19 protein-coding genes and 3 tRNA genes are annotated in these 20,804 nt (G+C 41.7%); 8 read left to right on the top strand and 14 right to left on the bottom strand.

The features are described 5' to 3' along the window. Positions 1-47: 47 nt before the first annotated feature. The gene (locus CWC29_RS02315; protein WP_128728529.1) at positions 48-356 is read right to left on the bottom strand and encodes a helix-turn-helix domain-containing protein; all 309 of its coding nucleotides are present in this window, start codon (positions 354-356) and stop codon (positions 48-50) included. A gap of 377 nt (positions 357-733) precedes the next feature. Then, the gene (locus CWC29_RS02310) at positions 734-1,195 is read right to left on the bottom strand and encodes a Spy/CpxP family protein refolding chaperone (RefSeq protein WP_138521995.1); all 462 of its coding nucleotides are present in this window, start codon (positions 1,193-1,195) and stop codon (positions 734-736) included. A gap of 207 nt (positions 1,196-1,402) precedes the next feature. Between CWC29_RS02310 and CWC29_RS02305 the strand changes: the two genes are divergently transcribed. From CWC29_RS02305 to CWC29_RS02295, 3 genes are read left to right on the top strand one after another with little or no spacing between them, the layout of a single operon-like run. After that, complete coding sequence (locus tag CWC29_RS02305; RefSeq protein WP_128728531.1) at positions 1,403-2,089, top strand: response regulator; 687 nt, start codon at positions 1,403-1,405, stop codon at positions 2,087-2,089. A 3-nt stretch (positions 2,090-2,092) separates the two neighbouring features. Further along, positions 2,093-3,454, top strand: a complete 1,362-nt coding sequence (locus CWC29_RS02300; RefSeq protein ID WP_128728532.1) for an ATP-binding protein — start codon at positions 2,093-2,095, stop codon at positions 3,452-3,454. 2 nt (positions 3,455-3,456) lie between these two features. After that, complete coding sequence (locus CWC29_RS02295; protein ID WP_138521993.1) at positions 3,457-4,419, top strand: alpha/beta fold hydrolase; 963 nt, start codon at positions 3,457-3,459, stop codon at positions 4,417-4,419. On the opposite strand, the gene CWC29_RS02290 is transcribed toward CWC29_RS02295, so the two are convergent. After that, positions 4,371-5,177, bottom strand: coding sequence for a cation diffusion facilitator family transporter (locus CWC29_RS02290; RefSeq protein ID WP_235956618.1), 807 nt, complete (start codon positions 5,175-5,177; stop codon positions 4,371-4,373). The genes CWC29_RS02295 and CWC29_RS02290 overlap by 49 nt on opposite strands. Here CWC29_RS02290 and CWC29_RS23635 point away from each other — a divergent pair. Then, on the top strand, positions 5,122-5,259 hold the full coding sequence (locus CWC29_RS23635) for a hypothetical protein (RefSeq protein ID WP_235956684.1): 138 nt from the start codon (positions 5,122-5,124) through the stop codon (positions 5,257-5,259). The genes CWC29_RS02290 and CWC29_RS23635 overlap by 56 nt on opposite strands. A 295-nt stretch (positions 5,260-5,554) precedes the next feature. Continuing rightward, positions 5,555-6,019: a tRNA (uridine(34)/cytosine(34)/5-carboxymethylaminomethyluridine(34)-2'-O)-methyltransferase TrmL gene (trmL, locus tag CWC29_RS02285; RefSeq protein ID WP_128728534.1), complete on the top strand. Its 465-nt coding sequence runs from the start codon at positions 5,555-5,557 to the stop codon at positions 6,017-6,019. A gap of 103 nt (positions 6,020-6,122) precedes the next feature. On the opposite strand, the gene CWC29_RS02280 is transcribed toward trmL, so the two are convergent. Together CWC29_RS02280 and CWC29_RS02275 are read right to left on the bottom strand one after the other, a co-directional pair. Next, positions 6,123-6,716, bottom strand: a complete 594-nt coding sequence (locus CWC29_RS02280; protein WP_128728535.1) for a CBS domain-containing protein — start codon at positions 6,714-6,716, stop codon at positions 6,123-6,125. 47 nt (positions 6,717-6,763) lie between these two features. Further along, positions 6,764-7,039, bottom strand: coding sequence for a hypothetical protein (locus CWC29_RS02275; RefSeq protein ID WP_128728536.1), 276 nt, complete (start codon positions 7,037-7,039; stop codon positions 6,764-6,766). A gap of 416 nt (positions 7,040-7,455) precedes the next feature. On the opposite strand from CWC29_RS02275, the gene cysZ reads away from it, so the two are divergent. Together cysZ and CWC29_RS02265 are read left to right on the top strand one after the other, a co-directional pair. Further along, positions 7,456-8,181, top strand: coding sequence for a sulfate transporter CysZ (cysZ, locus tag CWC29_RS02270; protein WP_138523826.1), 726 nt, complete (start codon positions 7,456-7,458; stop codon positions 8,179-8,181). 79 nt (positions 8,182-8,260) lie between these two features. After that, the gene (locus CWC29_RS02265) at positions 8,261-9,478 is read left to right on the top strand and encodes a glycerophosphodiester phosphodiesterase family protein (RefSeq protein ID WP_138523828.1); all 1,218 of its coding nucleotides are present in this window, start codon (positions 8,261-8,263) and stop codon (positions 9,476-9,478) included. A 36-nt stretch (positions 9,479-9,514) separates the two neighbouring features. On the opposite strand, the gene CWC29_RS24195 is transcribed toward CWC29_RS02265, so the two are convergent. The 9 genes from CWC29_RS24195 to CWC29_RS02220 all read right to left on the bottom strand — a co-directional run bounded on the left by CWC29_RS24195 (position 9,515) and on the right by CWC29_RS02220 (position 16,586). Next, positions 9,515-9,817: a DUF3325 domain-containing protein gene (locus tag CWC29_RS24195; RefSeq protein ID WP_138523830.1), complete on the bottom strand. Its 303-nt coding sequence runs from the start codon at positions 9,815-9,817 to the stop codon at positions 9,515-9,517. Then, complete coding sequence (locus CWC29_RS02255; protein ID WP_235956511.1) at positions 9,814-11,370, bottom strand: PepSY-associated TM helix domain-containing protein; 1,557 nt, start codon at positions 11,368-11,370, stop codon at positions 9,814-9,816. Before CWC29_RS02255 ends, CWC29_RS24195 begins: the two co-directional genes overlap by 4 nt. A gap of 2 nt (positions 11,371-11,372) precedes the next feature. Continuing rightward, on the bottom strand, positions 11,373-11,663 hold the full coding sequence (locus CWC29_RS02250; protein WP_102057403.1) for a DUF3649 domain-containing protein: 291 nt from the start codon (positions 11,661-11,663) through the stop codon (positions 11,373-11,375). A 59-nt stretch (positions 11,664-11,722) separates the two neighbouring features. Beyond that, a complete protein-coding gene (locus CWC29_RS02245; RefSeq protein ID WP_128728541.1) occupies positions 11,723-13,873 on the bottom strand; it encodes a TonB-dependent receptor in 2,151 nt (716 codons plus the stop codon). A gap of 89 nt (positions 13,874-13,962) precedes the next feature. After that, positions 13,963-15,300, bottom strand: coding sequence for a HAMP domain-containing sensor histidine kinase (locus tag CWC29_RS02240; protein ID WP_138523832.1), 1,338 nt, complete (start codon positions 15,298-15,300; stop codon positions 13,963-13,965). Continuing rightward, entirely contained in the window at positions 15,297-15,983 is a 687-nt protein-coding gene (locus CWC29_RS02235; RefSeq protein WP_138523834.1) for a response regulator transcription factor, read from the bottom strand. The genes CWC29_RS02240 and CWC29_RS02235 overlap by 4 nt, the downstream gene beginning before the upstream one ends. A 170-nt stretch (positions 15,984-16,153) precedes the next feature. Beyond that, positions 16,154-16,229, bottom strand: a tRNA-Phe gene (locus CWC29_RS02230). Positions 16,230-16,371: 142 nt separating this feature from the next. Beyond that, a tRNA-Thr gene (locus tag CWC29_RS02225) sits at positions 16,372-16,447 on the bottom strand. A 63-nt stretch (positions 16,448-16,510) separates the two neighbouring features. Beyond that, positions 16,511-16,586, bottom strand: a tRNA-Phe gene (locus tag CWC29_RS02220). 764 nt (positions 16,587-17,350) lie between these two features. Between CWC29_RS02220 and CWC29_RS02215 the strand changes: the two genes are divergently transcribed. Beyond that, entirely contained in the window at positions 17,351-20,230 is a 2,880-nt protein-coding gene (locus CWC29_RS02215; protein ID WP_128728560.1) for a hybrid sensor histidine kinase/response regulator, read from the top strand. Positions 20,231-20,804 lie beyond the last annotated feature (574 nt).

The raw sequence follows: 20,804 nt of genomic DNA, 5'->3' as shown, positions 1-20,804 counted from the left end.
CTGATATTAGTTTATTAAACTAGTAAAAGAGCAAACTCGACAAATCACTAGCTATCTTTTTTTGCTTGTTCCTCTTCCCCCTTTTGCTCCGTACTTCTCACCTCACTTTGATAGGTTTTAGCTATATGCCCCGCCCCTTCTAAAATATCACTTAGCTGGATCCGGCAAATTTCCGACAATTTAATTAAGGTGCCCAAGCGAAATGAGCTTGTTCCGTTGAGGTAATCGTCTAGTGTGGTGAGACCTATTCCGAGCTTTTGGCTAATGGTTTTTTTAGTATAGCCTCTACGCTTTTTGAGTTCTTTTAGCAGTTCTCGGATCCTAAGTGTCACCTCGTACTCTTCAGGTGTCTGCATGTCTCCCTCAGTGATACCTAGTAACAAACAGCCAACAACAAAGAATACCCTTAGTTACTCTGAAGAAAATAAAAGTTATTGGAAAGTTTGTGTGCGTAAATTAAGAATTTTTCAATTCGACACTATTTCAAAGAGTTATCCGCAGACTCGCTAGATGTACTCCTAATCGAAAAGTACCACAACGCACACATGTTATCAACATGTAACTTAAACCTATGTAAACAGTCGTATTATTCTATACATTGATTGCAATGGATCAGTTCTTTATATCAAACTGGAGTACAGGCTCTTATTTTATAAGAAGATGATAAGTAGCAAGTGATTGATAGAGCCCTTACCAGGAAGGCCAGGGCTAGATTGGAGGAAAACATTGAGATTTAATCTGCCTTTTTATTACCTTTGTGGCTTCGACGTGACTTAAGTGCTTGGAGTTTATCGCGCTGCTCTTCGCTTAGCACATGAAACACTTTGTGACGAGTTTCCATCGAAAGTAGTGCCCACGCTTGCTTTTTATCTTGGCTTTTTTCCAATAAAAGTTGCGCTTGAGCCTTATCAAAATTTGGCGCTAACATGAGTGCTTTCATTTCTTCACGATAACTTGAATGTGCTTCTTTCCCACTTTCTTTTAGCGCTTTTTTGGCAGTTTTGTAGTCCGCATAAATTGTCTTTAGTTGGCCTTGCTGCGCTTCTGTTAACTCTAATAACTTCTGCCCTTTATCTGATAGTAACAACCTTGCTGAGTGTTCAAGATGCCCGCCCGCAGGACCTGCACTTGCGGTGAAGCTGAAAGTCGATACGCCAAGCGCTGTAACTAATGCTAAAGTAGATAGTAATTTCATAATGTTGGCTCCTTGTTCGCCATTGCTTTGTCACCATCAAATTTAGCAAGCGCAAAGAAAAGGAACGTCAGACAGAGGTAAAGTTTTGTCAGTGCTTTGCAAAAAAAAGCAAAGGCAATTTACATAAGGCGTTGAAGTAAGGTGTAATATGCTAGAGCCAAACTATTCAGGCCAACGCCAAACAACAATGCTGGACTAAGTATGACAATGAAACATTCCATTTTACTTATTGATGACGACCAAGAACTTTGCAGCCTGTTAAAAGAATACTTTACTGCTGAAGGCTTTGAGGTGGCGATGGCCCACACTGGAACTGAAGGTCTGAAGCTGGCATTAAAACAAAATTTCGACCTAATATTATTAGACGTAATGCTTCCCGAAATGGATGGTTTTGAAGTACTGAAAGCGCTACGTGTCCAGAAGATGACACCCGTTATTATGTTAACGGCAAAAGGCGATGACTTTGACCGCATCTTTGGTTTGGAGCTAGGTGCTGACGATTATATTCCAAAACCGTTTAACCACCGGGAGCTACTTGCGCGCGTTAAAGCCATTACGCGTCGCGTCGATCATTATAAGCAACACAGTCCGGATGATACCTTTACTATCCATCAATTGCGTTTAGATGTGGCTTCGAGAAGCGCCACTGTTAATGGCGAAATGCTGTCGCTGACGGGCACCGAATACGAAGTACTACACTTACTGGTCAGAACCGCAGGAGAAGTGGTCGACAAGCAGACTATTTCACGACAAGTACTAGGCCGACCACTTGTGCCTTATGATCGCTCTATCGATATGCATGTCTCTAATGTTCGTAAAAAAATTGCCGCATTAAGTGAGCATACTTATATCAAAACGATCCGCGGCGCTGGCTATATTTTTCTAAAGGCGTAATGAATGAAGCGGTATTTACTTGTTAAGGTTTTTGCCTGGTTTTGGCTCACTATCATTGCCACTATGTTGTTGCTACTCGGGATCAGCATGCTACAACCTGATGTTGTGGAAACTCAGCGTATCTCAAAATCCATGCTGCAAAATCTAAAACAATTAGAAAAAGCGTTAATACGCGCAAGCGAGCGTCCTAATTTTGAGTTAAATGAGATCACCAAACTACGTAAAAGAAAGGCGCGAAATATCTATTTGAGCCACCGCGATGCCGAAAAAAGCGTTGCCGCCGATCCCAATATAAAAACGCTGAATTTAGATTTACTCAGTTTTACTGAGGATGCCAAACCGACCGCTATTTTTACCCCAGAGTACAAGGCTTTTGGCCCCCTAGAGCTTACACTTCAAGGTGAAAGTTATCGTCTTTATTTAATTTTTGAAAACCATACTCCAACTGCACTCGTCAAATTAAGAGCCCTACCACTTTGGATAAAAGTCGCGGTCGTACTGGGCGCAAGCTTGTTGCTATGTTTTTGGTTTACTCGAGATCTATTGTTACCTATTAAAGAGCTACAAAAAGCCGCTGCAAAACTTTCTCGTGGAGAGCTGTCGAGCAGAGCCGATATAAATACCAAGCGCCAAGACGAGCTCGGTCAACTGGGTCATGATTTTAACCTAATGGCTGATAAATTAGAGTCTTTAGTTAACAATCAAAAGCGCTTACTTGCTGATATATCCCATGAACTACGTTCACCGCTCACCCGCTTGCAAATGGCCACAGGGCTTGCGGCGGGCCATGCCACTGCGCAAAGCCAAAGTTATATCGAGCGCATTGAGCGCGAAGCTCAGTTAGTTGAAAATATGCTCAGCGATATTTTGCATTTATCTAAGCTTGAAGCGGATCAAGCGCCAATCGATAAACAACTAATTAAGCTCAATGAACTGCTCGACCCGATACTGGAAGATGCTCAGTTTGAAGCACAACAATTGGGGAAGGATCTTGTCGTCTCAGCGCTACCCGAGGCAATACTTTATGGCGACCCAATGCTACTTAACCGCGCATTCGAAAACATTATTCGTAACGCGATTAAATATGCAACTAGCCTTATTAATGTCGAGATTGAAAGTGATGGTAAACACTTGCTATGCACTATCAGTGATGATGGTAAAGGCGTAAATAAAGATCTACTGGACAAGCTTTGCATTCCATTTTTCAGAGTGTCGAGTGCACGTACGCCGACTAAAAATCAAATGGGAGGCTTTGGGTTGGGTCTTGCCATTGCGCAGCATGCGTTAAAAGTACATGACGCCCATATCGAATTTAGTAATAATATTGGTTTGCAGGTCAGTATTCGAATTCCATTACACAGGTAGCCATGTTTTATAGCCAAAGTCAGCAACTTGAATCACATCTTCCTGAAATTGATAAGCACTGGCAAGGCTGCCAAAAAGGCTTTTTTGATACCCCTTATGGTAGGCTATTTTACGCCTACCACATTCCAGAAAAGGCAACGTTCAGCCTAGTATTGGTTAATGGCCGTATTGAATCGGCGCATAAATACAGAGAACTACTGTGGGAGTTGGCGCAAAACAACATAGCGGTATTTACCTATGACCATCCAGGACAAGGCTACTCGCCACGATTACTTAAAGACAAGCAAATCGGCTATGTTAGGCGCTTTGAAGATTATGCCGCAACATTGCACTGCTTTATGGATCAAATCGTTGCCGAGCAAAATACCTTACCACTTTTTATATTGGCGCATTCGATGGGTGGTGCCATTACTTGCGACTATTTATCGTTATTTCGGCCTCACAACATTGAGGGAGTGTATTTATCAGCCCCGATGCTTGGGATCAATACGACTCCCTACCCAGCTTGGTTTGCCGAGGGACTGGCGGGCACAGCTTGTTTATTTGGGCTAGGTAAGCATTATGCATTGGGACAAGTGCACTACCACAACAAGCCTTTTCAAGATAATGACCTTACTGATTGCCCAATCAGATATGCGCTATTTAGAGGTCTGTACGATCAATTTCCCGAGCTACAGCTCGGTGGTGTCAGTTTTGCTTGGCTATACACGGCGCTGCATAAATGCCGCTCGCTCCAGAATATTAAATTAGATCTGCCAATCCGTATCGCGACAGCCAGTGAAGACAGCATTGTTGATAATCAGGCGCAGAGTCAATTTGCCGCACACAGAGACAATGTGACACTTACAAAATTTATCGGGAAACATGAACTACTTTGCGAGCAAGATAACACCCGCAAAGCTGTGCTAGATGATTTTTATGCGTTTACAGCGGAGCTACTTACCGCTAAAGAAACAGGGTCTTGATGGATAAGTACATCCATCTCACAATCAAACTCTTCTTTAATGCTAGCAACCACCTCATCTGCAACCTGATGTGCTCGCATCAGCGGCATATCATCGTCAAGCTCTAGATGCAGTTGAATAAACTTGATTTTTCCACCTTGCCTAGTACGCAAATCATGTACTCCGTAAACATCCTCATGACTCGACGCGATAAGTATGATCTGTGCTTTTTCTTCGTCTGGCAGCTCTTTATCCATCAAGTGCGCAGCACTTTCCTTAGCAATATCCCAACTGTTATAAAGTAAATACATCGCCACCAAAATACCAAAAATTGGATCGGCGTAACCTACATCATAAAAGTTAAGCAATACCGCTAGGAGCACAGCAAGGTTTAATAAAATGTCGCCCTTATAATGCAACGAGTCGGCCTTAATGGCGATGGACTGCGTGCGTTTAACCACTTGATACTGCACCGCAACCACCAACAAAGTACACACTATCGCAAATAAACTCACCCACACACCAAACAACGAATGTGGAATTTGGGTTGGATTGATAATGCGCTCTACACCATGAAAAGCCAATAAACTCGCAGAGCCCGCGATAAATGCAGCTTGTCCAAGCCCAGCTAAAGCTTCTGCCTTTCCGTGACCAAATCGATGATCATCGTCCGCAGGACGCAATGCGTAGCTCAGTACAAAGAAATTCATTAAAGAGGCACTAATGTCAAGCAGTGAATCAGTTAAAGAGCCGAGCATAGCGGCACTACCCGAAGACAACCAAGCCCAACATTTAGCCGCGATCATCAATCCCACCATTATTATGGTGAATACACTCGAAAACCTCACCCAAAACTCATAGCTGCGATCCACTGGCACCTCATTTCTTTCATGTTATTTAATCTGAAGTTTGGCTAACTGAAAACCTAAACTTCTGATTAGTCTTCAAACCACTCGCAACATGTTCATGCATCGCGATGCTATTATATTACAGGGTAATGGTTTGAAATGAAAAACAGATTACGGTTGTATACTTTTTCACAACAATCTCACTTTAAAAGCTGCAGGGTAATGCCTTTCGCTCTATCAAGCGCAGCACATATAAATGTCGACAAGTTTCAGCTATACTGCCGGGCAAAATTTAATAGAGGCCTATCATGTTAGATATCGTTTTATACCAACCCGAGATCCCGCCTAATACTGGCAATATTATTCGTTTGTGTGCCAATACAGGATATTCATTACACCTAATAGAGCCGCTAGGATTTGAATGGGATGATAAACGGGTTAGACGTGCAGGCCTTGATTATCATGAGTTTAGCGAAGTTGAGCGCCACCCAAACTTTGAAGCATACTTAGCCAAACGAAATCCTAAGCGAGTATTTGCTTGCACGACAAAAGGTAGCAAATACCATCATGAAGTAGCCTATGAGGCAGGTGACTGCCTATTGTTTGGCCCTGAAACTCGTGGTTTGCCAGAAGACATTATTTTTTCACTGCCTGAGCCTCAACGAGTCCGTATTCCAATGCGCCCCGATAGCCGCAGCATGAACCTATCTAATGCCGTTTCTGTTTTTGTTTATGAGTCTTGGCGACAACTTGAGTTTGCAGGCGCAAAGTAAAAACCGCTCCTAGCTTCTGCTGCATAGGAGCAAACTTGAAGCACAAAAAAGGCGCCTTACGACGCCTTGCTAACTTTAATTTACATTAACTATAGGGATTCTTTTAAATTTCTGCGTGGTGCAAAATCGTACCAACAATATCACTGAATTTATTTGCCGGTTTCATTGAGTTTACTGCACGTCCACAAGCTTTCATCATATCGATGAGGTCAAAATAACCAACTGGATGCTGAGTCACTTCATCGATCACTAGCAAAAACTCGAAGCCACCTTCTTCCATTGTTTTTAGCACATTGCCAACCACAGTTTGGCTAGTTTGTTTTAAGGTGATTTGACGAAGATCGGATAGTGGGATCATGACATCATTGACGTTTAAATCACGTCTCGTACAGCCACGTCTTTCTGCAATACTCAACACGTAGCGACTACCAATTCTTGCGTTAGAGATCATACCTACAAGCTTTTCTTTACTATCTACGACAAAGCTTGCTCTGCGGTGCGTTTTATCTAGCACTAACGTAGCTTCATCTATGCTACTGTTTTCATCAATATGCTGCATTGGTGCCAAATGTAAATTGTGCATTAGGCAATGCGCTGGTGCTTGCTCTAGGTTGTCAGTGTTACAAGCTGGGAAGTTATTTTCAGCAAGTTCATGATTTGCAACAGGTTGAGTTTTCAATACTGTGTAAGTGTTCATAGATCACCTCTATCTTTAAAATTAATTAAGCACGGAAAAGGACTAAATTAATCTGCGACAGGTGGTGCTCTAATAGACTCGCTTACTGAGTTTGAATAAGAATAGGCTGGTTGCGATTGCGCTATGATAAAGCTACTAGGAACCGCGAAACGATGAGTCGTTGATACAACGCAATCATCTAAATCAGGGCTGGAGCTCGAGTTGTCTAGGTCGACAACGATAGGTGCGATTGAAAGCGTGGTATCACATTTAGCAGCATCGGCCGTTGACACAGTCAACAGACTCAACATACAAAATGTAATCATCCAACGAACTAACCGCATAGTATTCTCACTTCTACTGCCTTACTTTGAGTGTATGGGCAGTTTCTTGCGTTTACAAGTATTATTTCTAATCTATTTACTAAGCTTTTAAATATACTAAGGTTAATTTTTGTACGCACATTCAGCACTGTGTGAGCTGAGATGAATTGTTACTAATCTCCTGTTTGTAGCGCGCCGTTTAGCGTTATACTAACGCTGATATTTTTGGTATGTACCTTAAATCAAAAGAATTAAATCATACCAATTTTCTTAATTAAGTGAGCTATTTTGAGGCGAGAAAATCTTGTCGATAACCAGGCGAAATTTTGCTATTTAGTTGTTCTAAATGAGAAATTTTTAACGCAGCTAGCGTCAGGTTTACTCCTTCAAATTGAGCAAGTATTAAGACCAATTGGTATTACAACACGAGGTGTACAGTGCAACTATCACGCGGTATCGAGTACTTTATTGCCGGCTTTTCTTTGATCACCCAAAAAGGATTAAAACGTTTTGTATTTATTCCTTTAACAATCAATGTATTGCTATTTGGTGCGTCGCTCTTTTTTCTTTATGACTGGCTGACTCAAGGGTTTACTTACCTCAACGGGTTATTACCCGACTGGCTCAGTTGGCTGGAATGGCTAATGTGGCCAATTGCTATCTTAGTGATACTTTTCAGTTATAGTATGATTTTCACGGTGATAACCAACTTTATTGCTGCGCCTTTCAATGGCTTACTCTCCGAAAAAGTAGAACTTTACCTGACCAACCAACACATCAATGATGATAAGTTAATTGATACCATAAAAGATGTGCCGCGAATGTTGGGTAGAGAATGGACCAAACTCTGCTACTACCTTCCACGCGCACTCGGCTTTTTCATCTTACTTTGGATGCTGCCGATTGTTGGGCAAATTTTATGGATTATGTTTACATGTTGGATGTACAGCGTGCAATACAATGATTACCCGTTTGATAACCATAAAATTCATTTCAAGCAAATGAAAGATGATTTGAAGAGTAAACAAGGGCTGTCTTATGGCTTTGGCTTTGCGGTATTTATACTGACCTCAATTCCATTTGTTAACCTCATCGTGATGCCTGTTGCAGTGTGCGGAGCTACCAAACTGTGGGTAGAGAACTATCGTCAGCAATATCGCTAAGACGCTCGTATGACTGACATCTAGCTGTCAAAAACTCATGCTTTACTTACCTTTTTTGCAAGTATTAAGCGGAGTCGCTATGCGCCTAACATTAGGCCTTATCTGGTTAACGGTATTTTTACCGGGTTGCCAAACAACAAAACAGTTTGATGTCGGTACACGGCCTCAATTTTTAGTCTCGCAACTTTCAGATGGTGAGCTTAAAGAAAAGCTTGCAAGCTGTTTAGATAAACCAATCAAGCGCACACGTTTTTCCATAGGACATCGCGGTGCGCCACTTTTCTACCCTGAACACACCAAAGAATCATATATTGCCGCCGCAAAAATGGGAGCAGGCACGCTCGAATGCGATGTAACCTTCACCAAAGACAAGACTCTCGTTTGCCGCCATGCACAATGTGACCTTCATGCAACAACCGATATCTTACTAAAACCCCAGCTTGCGGCTAAATGTAAAAAACCTTTCACACCAGCCAATCCAGACACGAATGAGCCCGCTTTTGCAGAGTGTTGTACCTCAGATCTCACATTAGCGGAGTTTAAACAGCTAACCGGTAAAATGGATGGCGTAAATAATAAAGCCACAACTGCCGCCGAATACGTAAAAGGTACGCCCAATTGGCGTACAGATCTTTATGCAAGTTCTGGTACATTAATGACCCACAGTGAAAGCATTGCTTTATTTAAGCAGCTGGGTGTAAATATGACTCCTGAGTTAAAAACGCCAGAAGTGCCAATGCCCTTTAATGGGTTAAGCCAAAGTCAGCTCGCACAAAAAATGCTGGATGAATATACTGAGCACAATGTCCCCCCATCTCAAGTTTTTCCACAATCCTTTTCTTACCAAGATATTCAGTACTGGATAAAACATGCGCCAGAGTTTGCAAACCATGCCGTATTTCTTGATGGTAGAGAAGCTGGCGAACCTTTTGATATTAACAAACCAAGTACTTGGCAACCGTCAATGGAAGACTTAGCCAAAAATAAGGTAAAAATTATCGCCCCACCAATTTGGATGCTCATTAGCGAAGATAAAAACGGCGAGATCATTCCGTCGCAGTACGCCCTAGCCGCTAAACGCGCAGGATTAAAGATAGTTGCTTGGTCGCTAGAGCGCTCAGGCCCTTTAGCGAACGGCGGTGGTTGGTATTATCAATCCGTAAAGAACGCAATTAAGCATGATGGCGATATACTTAGGGTGCTAGACATATTGGCAAAACAGGTTGGCGTAGTTGCTGTTTTTAGTGACTGGCCTGCGACTACCAGCTTTTACGCCAACTGCATGGGAATTGAGTAAGCCAGCTGCATTAAACTAAAACCCATTAGAAAGTCATTAGCACCTATTTAAAAAGCTGAAAAATTTAGGTTTGTAAGTCCACAGCAAAACCACCAAAATTGATGTGAGTGTTGCTGTGGCGAACCAATAAACTAGCCCTAAAGAGACACCCCACATCGTTGTAGCAAAAGCCACCGTAATGAATAACAGTAAGTATCCGAATATCCTAAATCGTCGTTGTTGACCCACACCGAATGCTCCGTCTCTGTTAGAGAGCTTCACCCTATGTCGTGACAAGGATAAATTCAACAACGCAAAGGCTAAGAAAAGTAATACAAACAAAACAACAATTAACTTCATTGGGCCACCTTAGCTCTGATGTCTTCTTGTCGGCAACGTACAACCCAAAAAGCTGCTACAAAGCAAATAGAGATAAATAATACCGTTAAATCAAATCCAACCATCAGCCAATCGCTATTTATCCAACTAAGCCATATATTATGTTCCGTTGTTAGTGCGTTAAGTATAGGTAGTACCCCATATAGCAAAGCAGCACAGCATAACATTCGCTGCCAAAGCCATTTTTTTGAGGCTAATCCACAATAGAGTATGCATAAACCTAACGTTATAAAAAGTATATGCATTTCCCAAGCTGCTCGGCTTGGAAAGTCTATTGGCAATAACCGATTACCAGCAAAGTAAGACGCTATCGCGATAGGAAGCCCAAGGATCATCGCAATATTTATGCGCTCTATAATACTCGTTAGGATTTTATTAGTGCTACTCACTGCCTTACGCTTTTTCAACCATATCATAAGGCCAGTAGCTACCATCGCTGCGCCAAACAAACCTGATAAAAAGTAAATCCATCTTAGGTAAATATCAGCAAATAGCCCCTCATGTAAATGCTCCAAGAAATCATAAACACTTGCAGCTCCCCCAGCTTTTCCGAGTGAGATTTCGAGCATAACTTTATCTTCAATAGCACGATACTCAAGCAACGAGGCGAATTCGACACCACTTCTCGATTCAAACCAGATCTCAATGTGTTCTTTTTCTGTATTTCTTTCAACGACTCCAACATAACTAACTTTATGTGATTTGAAGCGACGTTTAGCATCGGCCAAAGCAGCTTGAACGCTTAACTCTGTGGGGAGCATCTCGATTATTTGCTGTGACTTTTGCTCTATCTGTGATTGCGCATAAAATTGGCGATGATTTTGCTGACCTTCTCCATAGCGCAGGTCAATAACTGGAGACATAGTGATCCCCATCAGCAGCAATAACCCGCTATAGGTGATCATCAAGTGGAACGGTAGTGGTAGCACACTAAAAATATTGTGAATATCTAGCCAAGAACGCAACCCTTTTTGAGCCCGGAACGTAAAGAACTCAACGAAAATTTTCTTGTGAATAACTAGACCAGTAACTAACCCTATAAGCATTAGCATTGCAGCAATACTGGTTAATATATAGCCTACAAGTTGCGGTACATAATGTAGATTATAATGCAAACGGTAAAGCGCCTCACCTCCGCTAGTTTGTCTATTACGGATAAGCGCTCCCGTCATTGGGTCGAGGCTGCTTTCGTGCCATTGTTTCGCTGTTTTTCTTTCGGCATTCTCAGGTTCTAACCAAGAGATTTCAATAAATGGATCTCTTGATGTGGGAAAGCTTACATACCACTGTGATGCATTATCACCATGTATGCTGAGTTGTCTGGTCGCGATATTCGTTATTGCGCTATCCTCAAGTCCTTTCGAAACCATGATTTCAGGTTTCATCCAACGATCAATTTCGTTTTCAAAATACCCGACACTGCCAGTTACAAAAATGAAGTACAGCATCCACGCAAAAACAACGCCGGTCCACGTATGTAGCCAACTCATAGACTGTCGAAATCTCGCTTTCATTCTCAAATAGCCTTTTCTAGATACATGACTAAAACGCTTAGCAAAACAACTAAAAGCGCAATAAAAAATATTGCTCTAGTAGTGCTTTTAACAGCAAACACCACGATCACAATCAAGGTGTAAATAATAAAACTCGACATCATTCCCGCGACAATACCATCGACTTTATTGTCTGATGGTAAGTACGAAATAAGCATGGCACTCAAGTTAGCGATAACATAACCACCAATCACGCTAAGTAAAACTCGGCAAGTAATATGCGCAGCTGGCGTTGGCTTAAATAAAGGTTTCATTAGCATAATAACCAAATGAAAAGAGCTAACCCTGTAAGTTAGCTCTTTTGACAATAACACTAGAATTGATAGGCAACTGTCAGCCTAATATCGCGACCTGCTTCTTTGATCCCGACGACACCTTCATAACCAGGAATATGACCGTAATCGGCGACACTACCATGGCTACGGTAAGACTCATCTAATAAATTTTGTATTGAAAGGTCGACTCTCAAAGAGTCGAATGGCTCGTAGCTAACATAAGCATCGACTAACTGGTAGCTTGGTTTGTCAATTGTCTCAAGCTTTTCAACCCAACCTAGCTCAATTGAACGGTGAAATACTTCAATATCATTTAAGCTCGCCACATACTTGTAATTCCAGCCAAGTTTAATCTGATCGTTTAAACGATAGTTAAAGTTTACGTTCAATGAGTCTCCAACCGCATTACCTAGACCACCGTATTCGTAGGCAGCCAAGTCAATGTTGTCAACTTCGATGCGGTTTGTGGATGTCGCGTCTGTGGGATCTGGCCAATCAAATATCACATTATCCAATTCAACGTTGTTATGGTTAAAGCTGACAATTACATCAAAATTGTCCGCTTGATAACCACCAACTAGTTCAAAGCCTTCACTACCTAAGTCACCGATATTTTCGTAGAAAACCCCTTCACGCCCTTTAAACTTGTCGAAGACAACACCATTAATTGTGCTAGAGTATACGGATGCTTCAAACATCCAAGTACCATCATTATATTGAATACCGAGTTCAACATTTTCTACTTCTTCAGGAACCAAGTTTGCATTCGGCGTTAGCTCACCGATCGTGAATGCATCTGCAATTTGTCTGCCTCGCAGCGCTTCCGCATAACCAAGTGACAACGTCAAGTTATCAGTAAGGTTGTATAGCAATCCAACATTTTTACTAAAACCATCCTGTTTTTTGGCTGAGAACTCACTGGTTGATGTAACTGGTGCACCAGCTGCATCAGTCTCAACAACCCAAACACCATCAACCTTCACCCAGTTTGCTTCCACACCTTGATGATCCAACTCATAGGAATCAAAACGTAGACCGAAACTTAAACGCAGATCAGGAAAAACTTGCCAATGATCTTGGACATAAGCTCCTAACACAGTACCATCTTCGTCAAAAATCCCACCAAAGTCTTCATAGGAGTGCGAATGTACCTTATCGTTTTTGTGCTCAATTCCATAAGTAATAGAGTGAGTGCCGATATCACTGGTATTGCGAATATCAAAACCTATCGTTTCAATTGAGGCATCCCAGGTATATAACTCGCGCTTGAATGATGACTTTGTTTGGTACACTGTTGTCTCTAAATTCACCAGAGAATTTAAAAACCAGTTGTGGTTAAGCACTAAAGTCTCGCGCTCACCCCAAGATGCAAACAGTGGGTCGCTTTCAAGTGGTGCCCAGTTTGTTTGCTTGCCAAACTCACCGTCCTCTTTTCTTTGTTCGTAGCTAACTGTAATATCTTGAGATTCTGTCAGCTTGGCATTCAGCTTAATAAATCCTAATGTTTGATCTGCTGCGGTTCCAGGAAGCGTATTACCATCACCATCTTCCATATTTTTGCGGCTAACTGTTACATACGAAGCTAAAATACCGATTGAATCAGTTGCCTTACCGTATAAAGATAAACTCTCTTTATGCCCGTCATTGGTAAAATAACTTACTTTGGCAGTTCCACCGAACCTGTCATTTTCATCCAATAGATCCGCCGCACTTTTCGTTTTAAACCGTATTGCGCCACCAACTGCACCGCTTCCTGATGTTGCTTCACCAGCACCAGCTTGTACCTCTACACTTTTCAATAACTCAGGCTCAATGGCAACACGACCTATGTGATGAAATAGTGTACTTGTTTGTGGAGCACCATCTACAGTGACATTCACCATTGAGTCTTCCACTCCACGAACAAAGATTTTTTGTGCAATCCCCAGCGATCCACCAACAGTAACTGAGGGAGTATGGCGGAAAATATCTTCTAGGTCATTTGCTTGGTAGTTAGCTAATACTGCTGGTGTAATTTCGGAGTTTGTTGTTGCCCCGACAACGGTAATTCTTTCGACTTTTTTTAGTTCTTTTTCTGTATCGGATTGCTCTGCGAGTACACCAAAGCTCAGGCTAAAGCAAGCAAGAGAAACGGCTGACGCTATGGTAGTTTTTCTAAAGAAATGACTTTTTTGGGATAAAAATGGCATGATTCATGTCTCAAACAACAGTTAAAAGGCTGAATCAGAATTATTACTATTTAGCTTTCTCAAGCAATCACTTTTACAATTGTTACATTTTACGAAACCGGAATTATTACTTGTACAACCAACCCTCCACTGGCTAAATTACGTGCTGACACGCGCGCTCTAACACTTCTCAAGTGTCGCTTAGCAAGTGCTAAACCAAGACCAAAACTATCACTTTGTGCGAGACGAGCATTGTCCACACGGAAAAATGGCTCAAATACTTTCTCAATAAACTCTTCGGGGATCCCAGGCCCCTGATCTAGCACTTCAACTAAATAATCGTTGCTTATTCGCTGTAGTTTTATCTCGACTTTTTTACCTTCAGGCGTAAAGCGTAAGGCATTACGAATGATATTCTCGATTGCTGGGCACAGTGCTCTATGGCAACTATTTACAACAACGGCACTTTTTGGCGATTCAAATAACAGCGTTCGATCAGGAAACTCAAACTTGGCGTCATCGATCAACACATCCAGCAGGTCTACTAAATCTACGCTTTCCTTCTGTAACATTGGATTTTCATTATCTAGCCAAGCCAAAGTGAGTGAATCTTCGACCAACTTTCTAATCTGTTGAGATTCACGAGCAATACGCTCTAAGTGTCGTTGGCTATCATTCTCTTCAAAGTTACTAACCGCAATATCTAGTCGAGTTAGCGGAGTTCTAAGTTCATGTGACAGATCAGCGATTAGCTGACGTTGACTTGCAATTAGCTCCCCGATCCTTGATGCCATCTGATCGAACGTAGAGGCTAAATGTGAAAACTCGTCATTGCGCTTGCCAAGATACTTTCCAAGTCTTACTTTAAAATTGCCTTTACTAAAAGCACTTGTTGCACTATCCAGCTGTCGCAATGGAATAATGATATGTCGATAAAGAAAGATGGATAATACCGCCAATACTGCCATAGGAATAAGTACCTGAAGCATAAATTTAGTCGTATTCCAGTAGATCCCAGGCCGCATTCGCTCTGGCAACTTTATGAGTAAGCTTGCATTAGAAGACTCGAATGGAAGCTCCATTATTGGATTTGATTCAAAATATAAATGTATTTTCCATTCAATGCTCCGACCAAAGTGATAGCTTCCAACGATATTCTGATCTATTGGCTCTCCAGCTAAATGAATAGCGTCAAAACTCGCGATTGATACCCATGTAGATTCTTCTTCCATCAGGTTTTTTATCCAAGCCTCTAGCGCTTCTTGGTTGTTAGCCAAGTAGAGTCTTTCAGCTTCAGACTTCCAATTCTTCATCTGGATTCTATCGCTTACAGCTATCATACTCATACTTTCTTCTGTTTTAAGTGTTAAAACATGCAGTAAATAGAAAAAAGCGACCAAACCAGCAGCTAGGATTAAGCTCAGTTTCCACAAAATATTTCGTTTCATTTAAAACAATAACCTTTTCCATGCACAGTTTGTAAACGCTCACCATGCCAGTTTGCTTCATTAAGCTTTCTGCGTACTCGACTTAAGTGCATATCTAAACTCCTATCATACGCTCCTAATTTTTTATTAAGCACAGACAGATATAAGTCAGGTTTGGTTATGATTGTATGTGGCCGTGAAGCAAGCTCCCAAAGCAACTTGAACTGAATTGGTGTGAACTCTAATATTTCGCCATGGACATAAACCGATTGAGTCTGCGAGTTTAGTGTGAGGCCATCAATGGAAATCTCTGACGGTATAGAGAGTTGAATCATATTTTGGCTTCGCCTAAGAATACTTTCCATTCTCAAGAGCAACTCTGTGGAGTTAAAAGGTTTAGCAATATAGTCATCAGCCCCATGCGCCAAACCTATAATGCGCTCCTCCTCGGCCCCCTTTGCAGACACCATTACAACAGGGATCTGACTCGTTGCTCGCAGCTTTTTTAACAAAGAAACACCATCTAATTTTGGCAACATATTGTCCAAAAGGATCAAATCATGTTGCTGTAACTGCGCAACTCGTAATCCCGACTCACCATCAAAGCACTGATCAACTTGATATCCTGACTTTTGCAATAAACCTACCAAGTAGGTACCTAAAGTACAGTCGTCTTCGATTAGCAAGACCTTGCTCTCTCTCACATCAAACCTTTAAAAATGCAAATGATAACCAGTTTCATTTTTGCATATTAAGCACTGTATTTTGAAAAGTAAATCTCAGTTGTAACCAGATGGGTCTATTTTTTGCGAAGATAAGAAATACAAAGTATCAGAAAGCAAAAAACCTCGCGATTGCGAGGTTTTTTAAAGGATGGTGCCCAGAGGCGGAATCGAACCACCGACACGAGGATTTTCAATCCTCTGCTCTACCGACTGAGCTATCTGGGCAAATTTTTTCTAGTATCTAAATCCTTAAAAGGATTTTCAATACAACTCCAAATGGCTCTATCGACTGAGCTATCTGGGCAATTTTTTCTGGTATCTAAATAACTAAAATATCTAGAAAATACAGGCTTTCGCCTAAATAAAGTGGTGCCGACTATCCGAGTCGAACGGATGACCTACTGATTACAAGTCAGTTGCTCTACCAACTGAGCTAAGTCGGCACACTAATTCGTGTACCATGCAGTTTCTGCATGCACCACATTGCTAATGCAATGATTTTAATTTGGTGCCCAGAGGCGGAATCGAACCACCGACACGAGGATTTTCAATCCTCTGCTCTACCGACTGAGCTATCTGGGCGTGCGGCGTATTAAACGGGTTTTGCGGTTCTAAGTCAACCCTTTTTTTAAATACATTTATCGTTTGCACAGTTTTCAGACAAAGCGGTTAAAATACCGCTTTTTCGATGAAAAAACGCCCGACTAGCCATGTTTTACTGCATTTATCGGTTTATTTCTATGAGTAAGACAAATTACCGTAGGCCTATAACAAATAGAAATCCACATCTTGAGGCTAATGTACATATAAAGAAGTGAAACAAACAAGAAGGTATGTTTTTTATTCTTCCGATATCACAGCTAAACGACACTTACCCACTCTTTTAGATTCTCATCTTTATATAAAGTCAAAATACAGGTAGCTACCTTGCGACAACTCTAGCACTGACCCTCTGATTACGAAGCTAGTTTACGCAGCAGTAGTTAGCCGACATGCCGGCCATTAGTTTACCGCAACTCTCATTCACCTGAGCTACCTATACCTAACTCTGCAAGCAATATTGCCTTTGAGCTAAAGTTTATATTAGCCACCGCAATTACCGTCATGGACACTCATCATTTAACAAAAGAATTAAGTAAAATTTAGCTTCTATTAAAACCCAACCTTCCAAGCTCTCTTACCGAGACCGACAATGCACTTGTAACAACCTGATTATTCAGAGATTTAAAATAGTCTTACCTCTCACCCTATTACTACTATTGATTGAAAAACGAGAGGTAAAAACTTGCCGAAGGTGATAGGATTACTACAACTACTAAGTATAAATAATTCTTTTGGGATTAAGCATGGCAAATAGCGCGAATACCAATGCAAATGGACGGATACTTTTTTTATTCATCGCAATACTGACTGTTGGACTGTGCAGCGCCGTAGGTGCTTACTTACTGCCAAAGCAAGCTGCAGTCTCTTCCGCGCCGACCGTGAACCTGCAACAGCAAGCAACAACAGTTGCAGCTCCCCTTGCTAAGGTAGTTACACAACATGGTTTTGATAGTGCCAAGCAGATTGTGTCCGCATTAATAGCATCTAACGAACATTTGGGCGCCTATTTGTATGTCAATACAGGGGTGGGACAACCAAACTTGGTATTTCAACAAAGTTCAGGTGAGCAAGTCATTGCATTGAATCGTGAAGAATCTTATATCAAAGGCATGATGCAGGTTTACCACGTCCCACTGCGGTTAGATGAGCAAAGTGTTGGTGAGCTTATTTTGACTTATACCCCACCCGTTTCAGCTGCGTCATCAGGCGACCCGTTCTTTGCTTATATACTACTCGCTGTCGCTATTATTAGTACCTTGCTGATTGTTGTGATTACTGCACGCAAGCTTTCTGGTGCATCGAGTAACGATACTGAAGAGCTTATCTCAGAAATCAATCATCTGACGATGGATAAAAACTATAAGTCGGCGGTTGGTACTTATTATAGTGGTGGCTTGGCTGAGGTTGCTAAAGCAATAAATGCACTATTAAAGCAAGTACAATCATCCATAGAATCCGACCAAGCAACACAAAATGAATTAAAACAGCTTCAAGAAAGTCTCGAAACTGAGGTTCAAGCCCGCACGCTGGCGCTAGAAAAGGCGATTTTAAATGCGGAACGTGCAAGTGATGCAAAAACCACTTTCTTAGCCACCATGAGCCACGAGATCCGCACACCAATGAATGGTGTAATTGGTACCATTGATTTACTACGTCAAACTGATCTTGACGGTGCTCAGCATCGCCTTACCACTATTATTCGCGACTCGGCTTTCTCGTTACTTGGTATACTCGATGATATTCTCGACTTTTCTAAAATTGAGGCGGGTAAATTACGCATAGATAATAGTGCTTTCTCAGTGGCTGAAACCACAGAGGAAGTCGCACGTGTACTTTCATCTGTAGCGAAAAAGCGTAAGCTAGACTTGCAACTATTTATCGCTCCTGACATTCCAACCAATTTAATTGGTGATACCGTCCGCGTGAGGCAAGTACTTTATAACCTTTGCAGTAACGCCATCAAGTTCACGACTACAGACGACTCAATACAAGGTTATGTAAAAATCTCCGTAGAAGTTTCGCAAAATACCTCGGAGCACTATACTTTGCGCTTTACCGTTACAGATAATGGTAAAGGTATGACAAAAGCCCAATTAAGAGAGATTTTTAATCCGTTTATTCAAGCTGAAGGCTCTATCACCCGAGAATTTGGCGGTACAGGACTTGGCCTTTCCATTTGTAAAAGTTTAATCGAGCTCATGCTTGGTAGTATCCATGTTAATTCTGATATTGGCATGGGAAGTGAGTTTGTTGTGGAGTTGCCATTTAGTGTGGATGGCAAAGTAAATTACGCGAACAAGCAAATGTTAAACGGGCGTTCCATTGCCCTACTCACCCCAAATAACGAGAGACGCACTATTTTGAATCGCTACCTATCATTTATGGGTGCAAACGTGATTGCCATCGATGAAAGCGAGATAACTGAACACCAGCACGAAGACCAATTAATTTGGGTGCTCGACGGCTTAGACGGCATGGATAAGGTCAATGAAGAGCTAAGAACCGTAGTCTATTCGCTAGAGAAAAATGAACAACAAGTTGTTGTATTAAGTAAAATGGACGAAGCTGCGCTCAATCATAAAAATATTTTCTACCTCAATGCTTCGCCATTGTGTAAGTCTAGCTTTATGACGGCCATCTTGGTCGCTGCGGGCTTGCATAAACCAAAAGATACCACTCCTTCACGCACTATCAACGACTTCTTAAGCGTTGATGAAGCAAGAGCAACCAACAAATTGGTGTTGTTAGTTGAAGATAACGTATTAAATCAACAAGTGCTGACCGACCAATTACACCTGCTAGGCTATGGCGTCGAAGTTGCGGAAAATGGTGAGGAAGGCCTAGAACTTTGGAAAAAAGAGCACTTTCCTATCGTACTGACTGATTTACATATGCCGAAGATGTCGGGCTACGACATGGTAAAGCATATTAGAGACTATGTAGAAACCGCAACCGATACCATTGAGCAACCATACATCATTGCCGTGACAGCTAATGCACTAAAAGGCGAAAGGGAGCGTTGTGAGGCTGGTGGCATGAATGACTATATTACTAAGCCGGTTGAGTTAAATGTACTAGAAGCAACACTCAATAAGTGTATTGAAAGCTTACCAAAAACACAGCAACCACAACAAAATACTGAGCCATCAGCTGCGTCAGTAGCCGTTAGCCAGGTACAGGCAGGAGAAGAGCAAGAAACAGAGCTAGAGCCTGCGATTAATGAAGCTATGCTTGTAGAGCCTGAAGTTATTGCGACAGAGGGCAGTGAGCCTGCACCAGCTATCAATATGGACATGCTCAACAAGTATGTAAACCATGATGAAGCAAAACGAAATCGCTTTTTCAGAATGTACTTAGAACAAAGTAGTCAGTTAACACGAGATATAAACGGCGCGGTGATCACGATGAGCCAAGAGGAAATCATTGAAGCTTGCCATCAACTTAAGTCTATCTCTAAAACTATCGGTGCCGAAAAAGTAGCAGAAACAGCCATCGAGTTTGAATCTTTGTGTAAAGAAGGCACACTTACCACCGATCAGCTTATTCAGATGCGTGATAAGTTGGAGCAGGACTTTTTAGCCGCTACAGAGTTTATTCAACAATATTTGAGCCAAGAGGCCTAATGATGTGGGGGCACTGCCCCCTCGCAACTCCAGCCTCCACTAGGGGCAAGCGTTTTCTCAACAAGGTAAAGAGAAATGGATCGCAGGGTCGACCTGCACCGACACCTGCAATGAATGGTAAATATCAGCGATATTTATGCTCACGCCATTCATTTAGATATAAACGCCACCCACAAGAATGATCCCTCCCTGAATCACTGACCGCATTTTATTCGCTTTCTGACTCCAAACACTTCCCCTATTAATTTTCACTGAGTATACTGACGCGCTTTTTTAAATTAGTTAGTCGTTACATACAACAAACGCTAGTTGAAATAGGTACTGGCCACCCGTTCAAAAAAAGTACAGGCATGCCTGAGCTCAACAAGTAGATATCTGATTAAGGTTTTTACTCGGTGACTCAACAAGCAATGCCAATCTGCATTGAAAAGTGTTCTATTTACCGCGCATCGTTTCTAACGTTGCATGCTAAGTATATGGCTCATTATTCAGTGTTGATTGAAAACATTAGATGCAATAACGCATTCTTTATAAAAATGGCCAGATACAACACATTGATTAGATTAGGAAGTAC

It is taken from the genome of Pseudoalteromonas galatheae, from assembly GCF_005886105.2.
Classification (GTDB): domain Bacteria; phylum Pseudomonadota; class Gammaproteobacteria; order Enterobacterales; family Alteromonadaceae; genus Pseudoalteromonas; species Pseudoalteromonas galatheae.
This window is presented reverse-complemented; position numbering and strand designations above follow the sequence as displayed.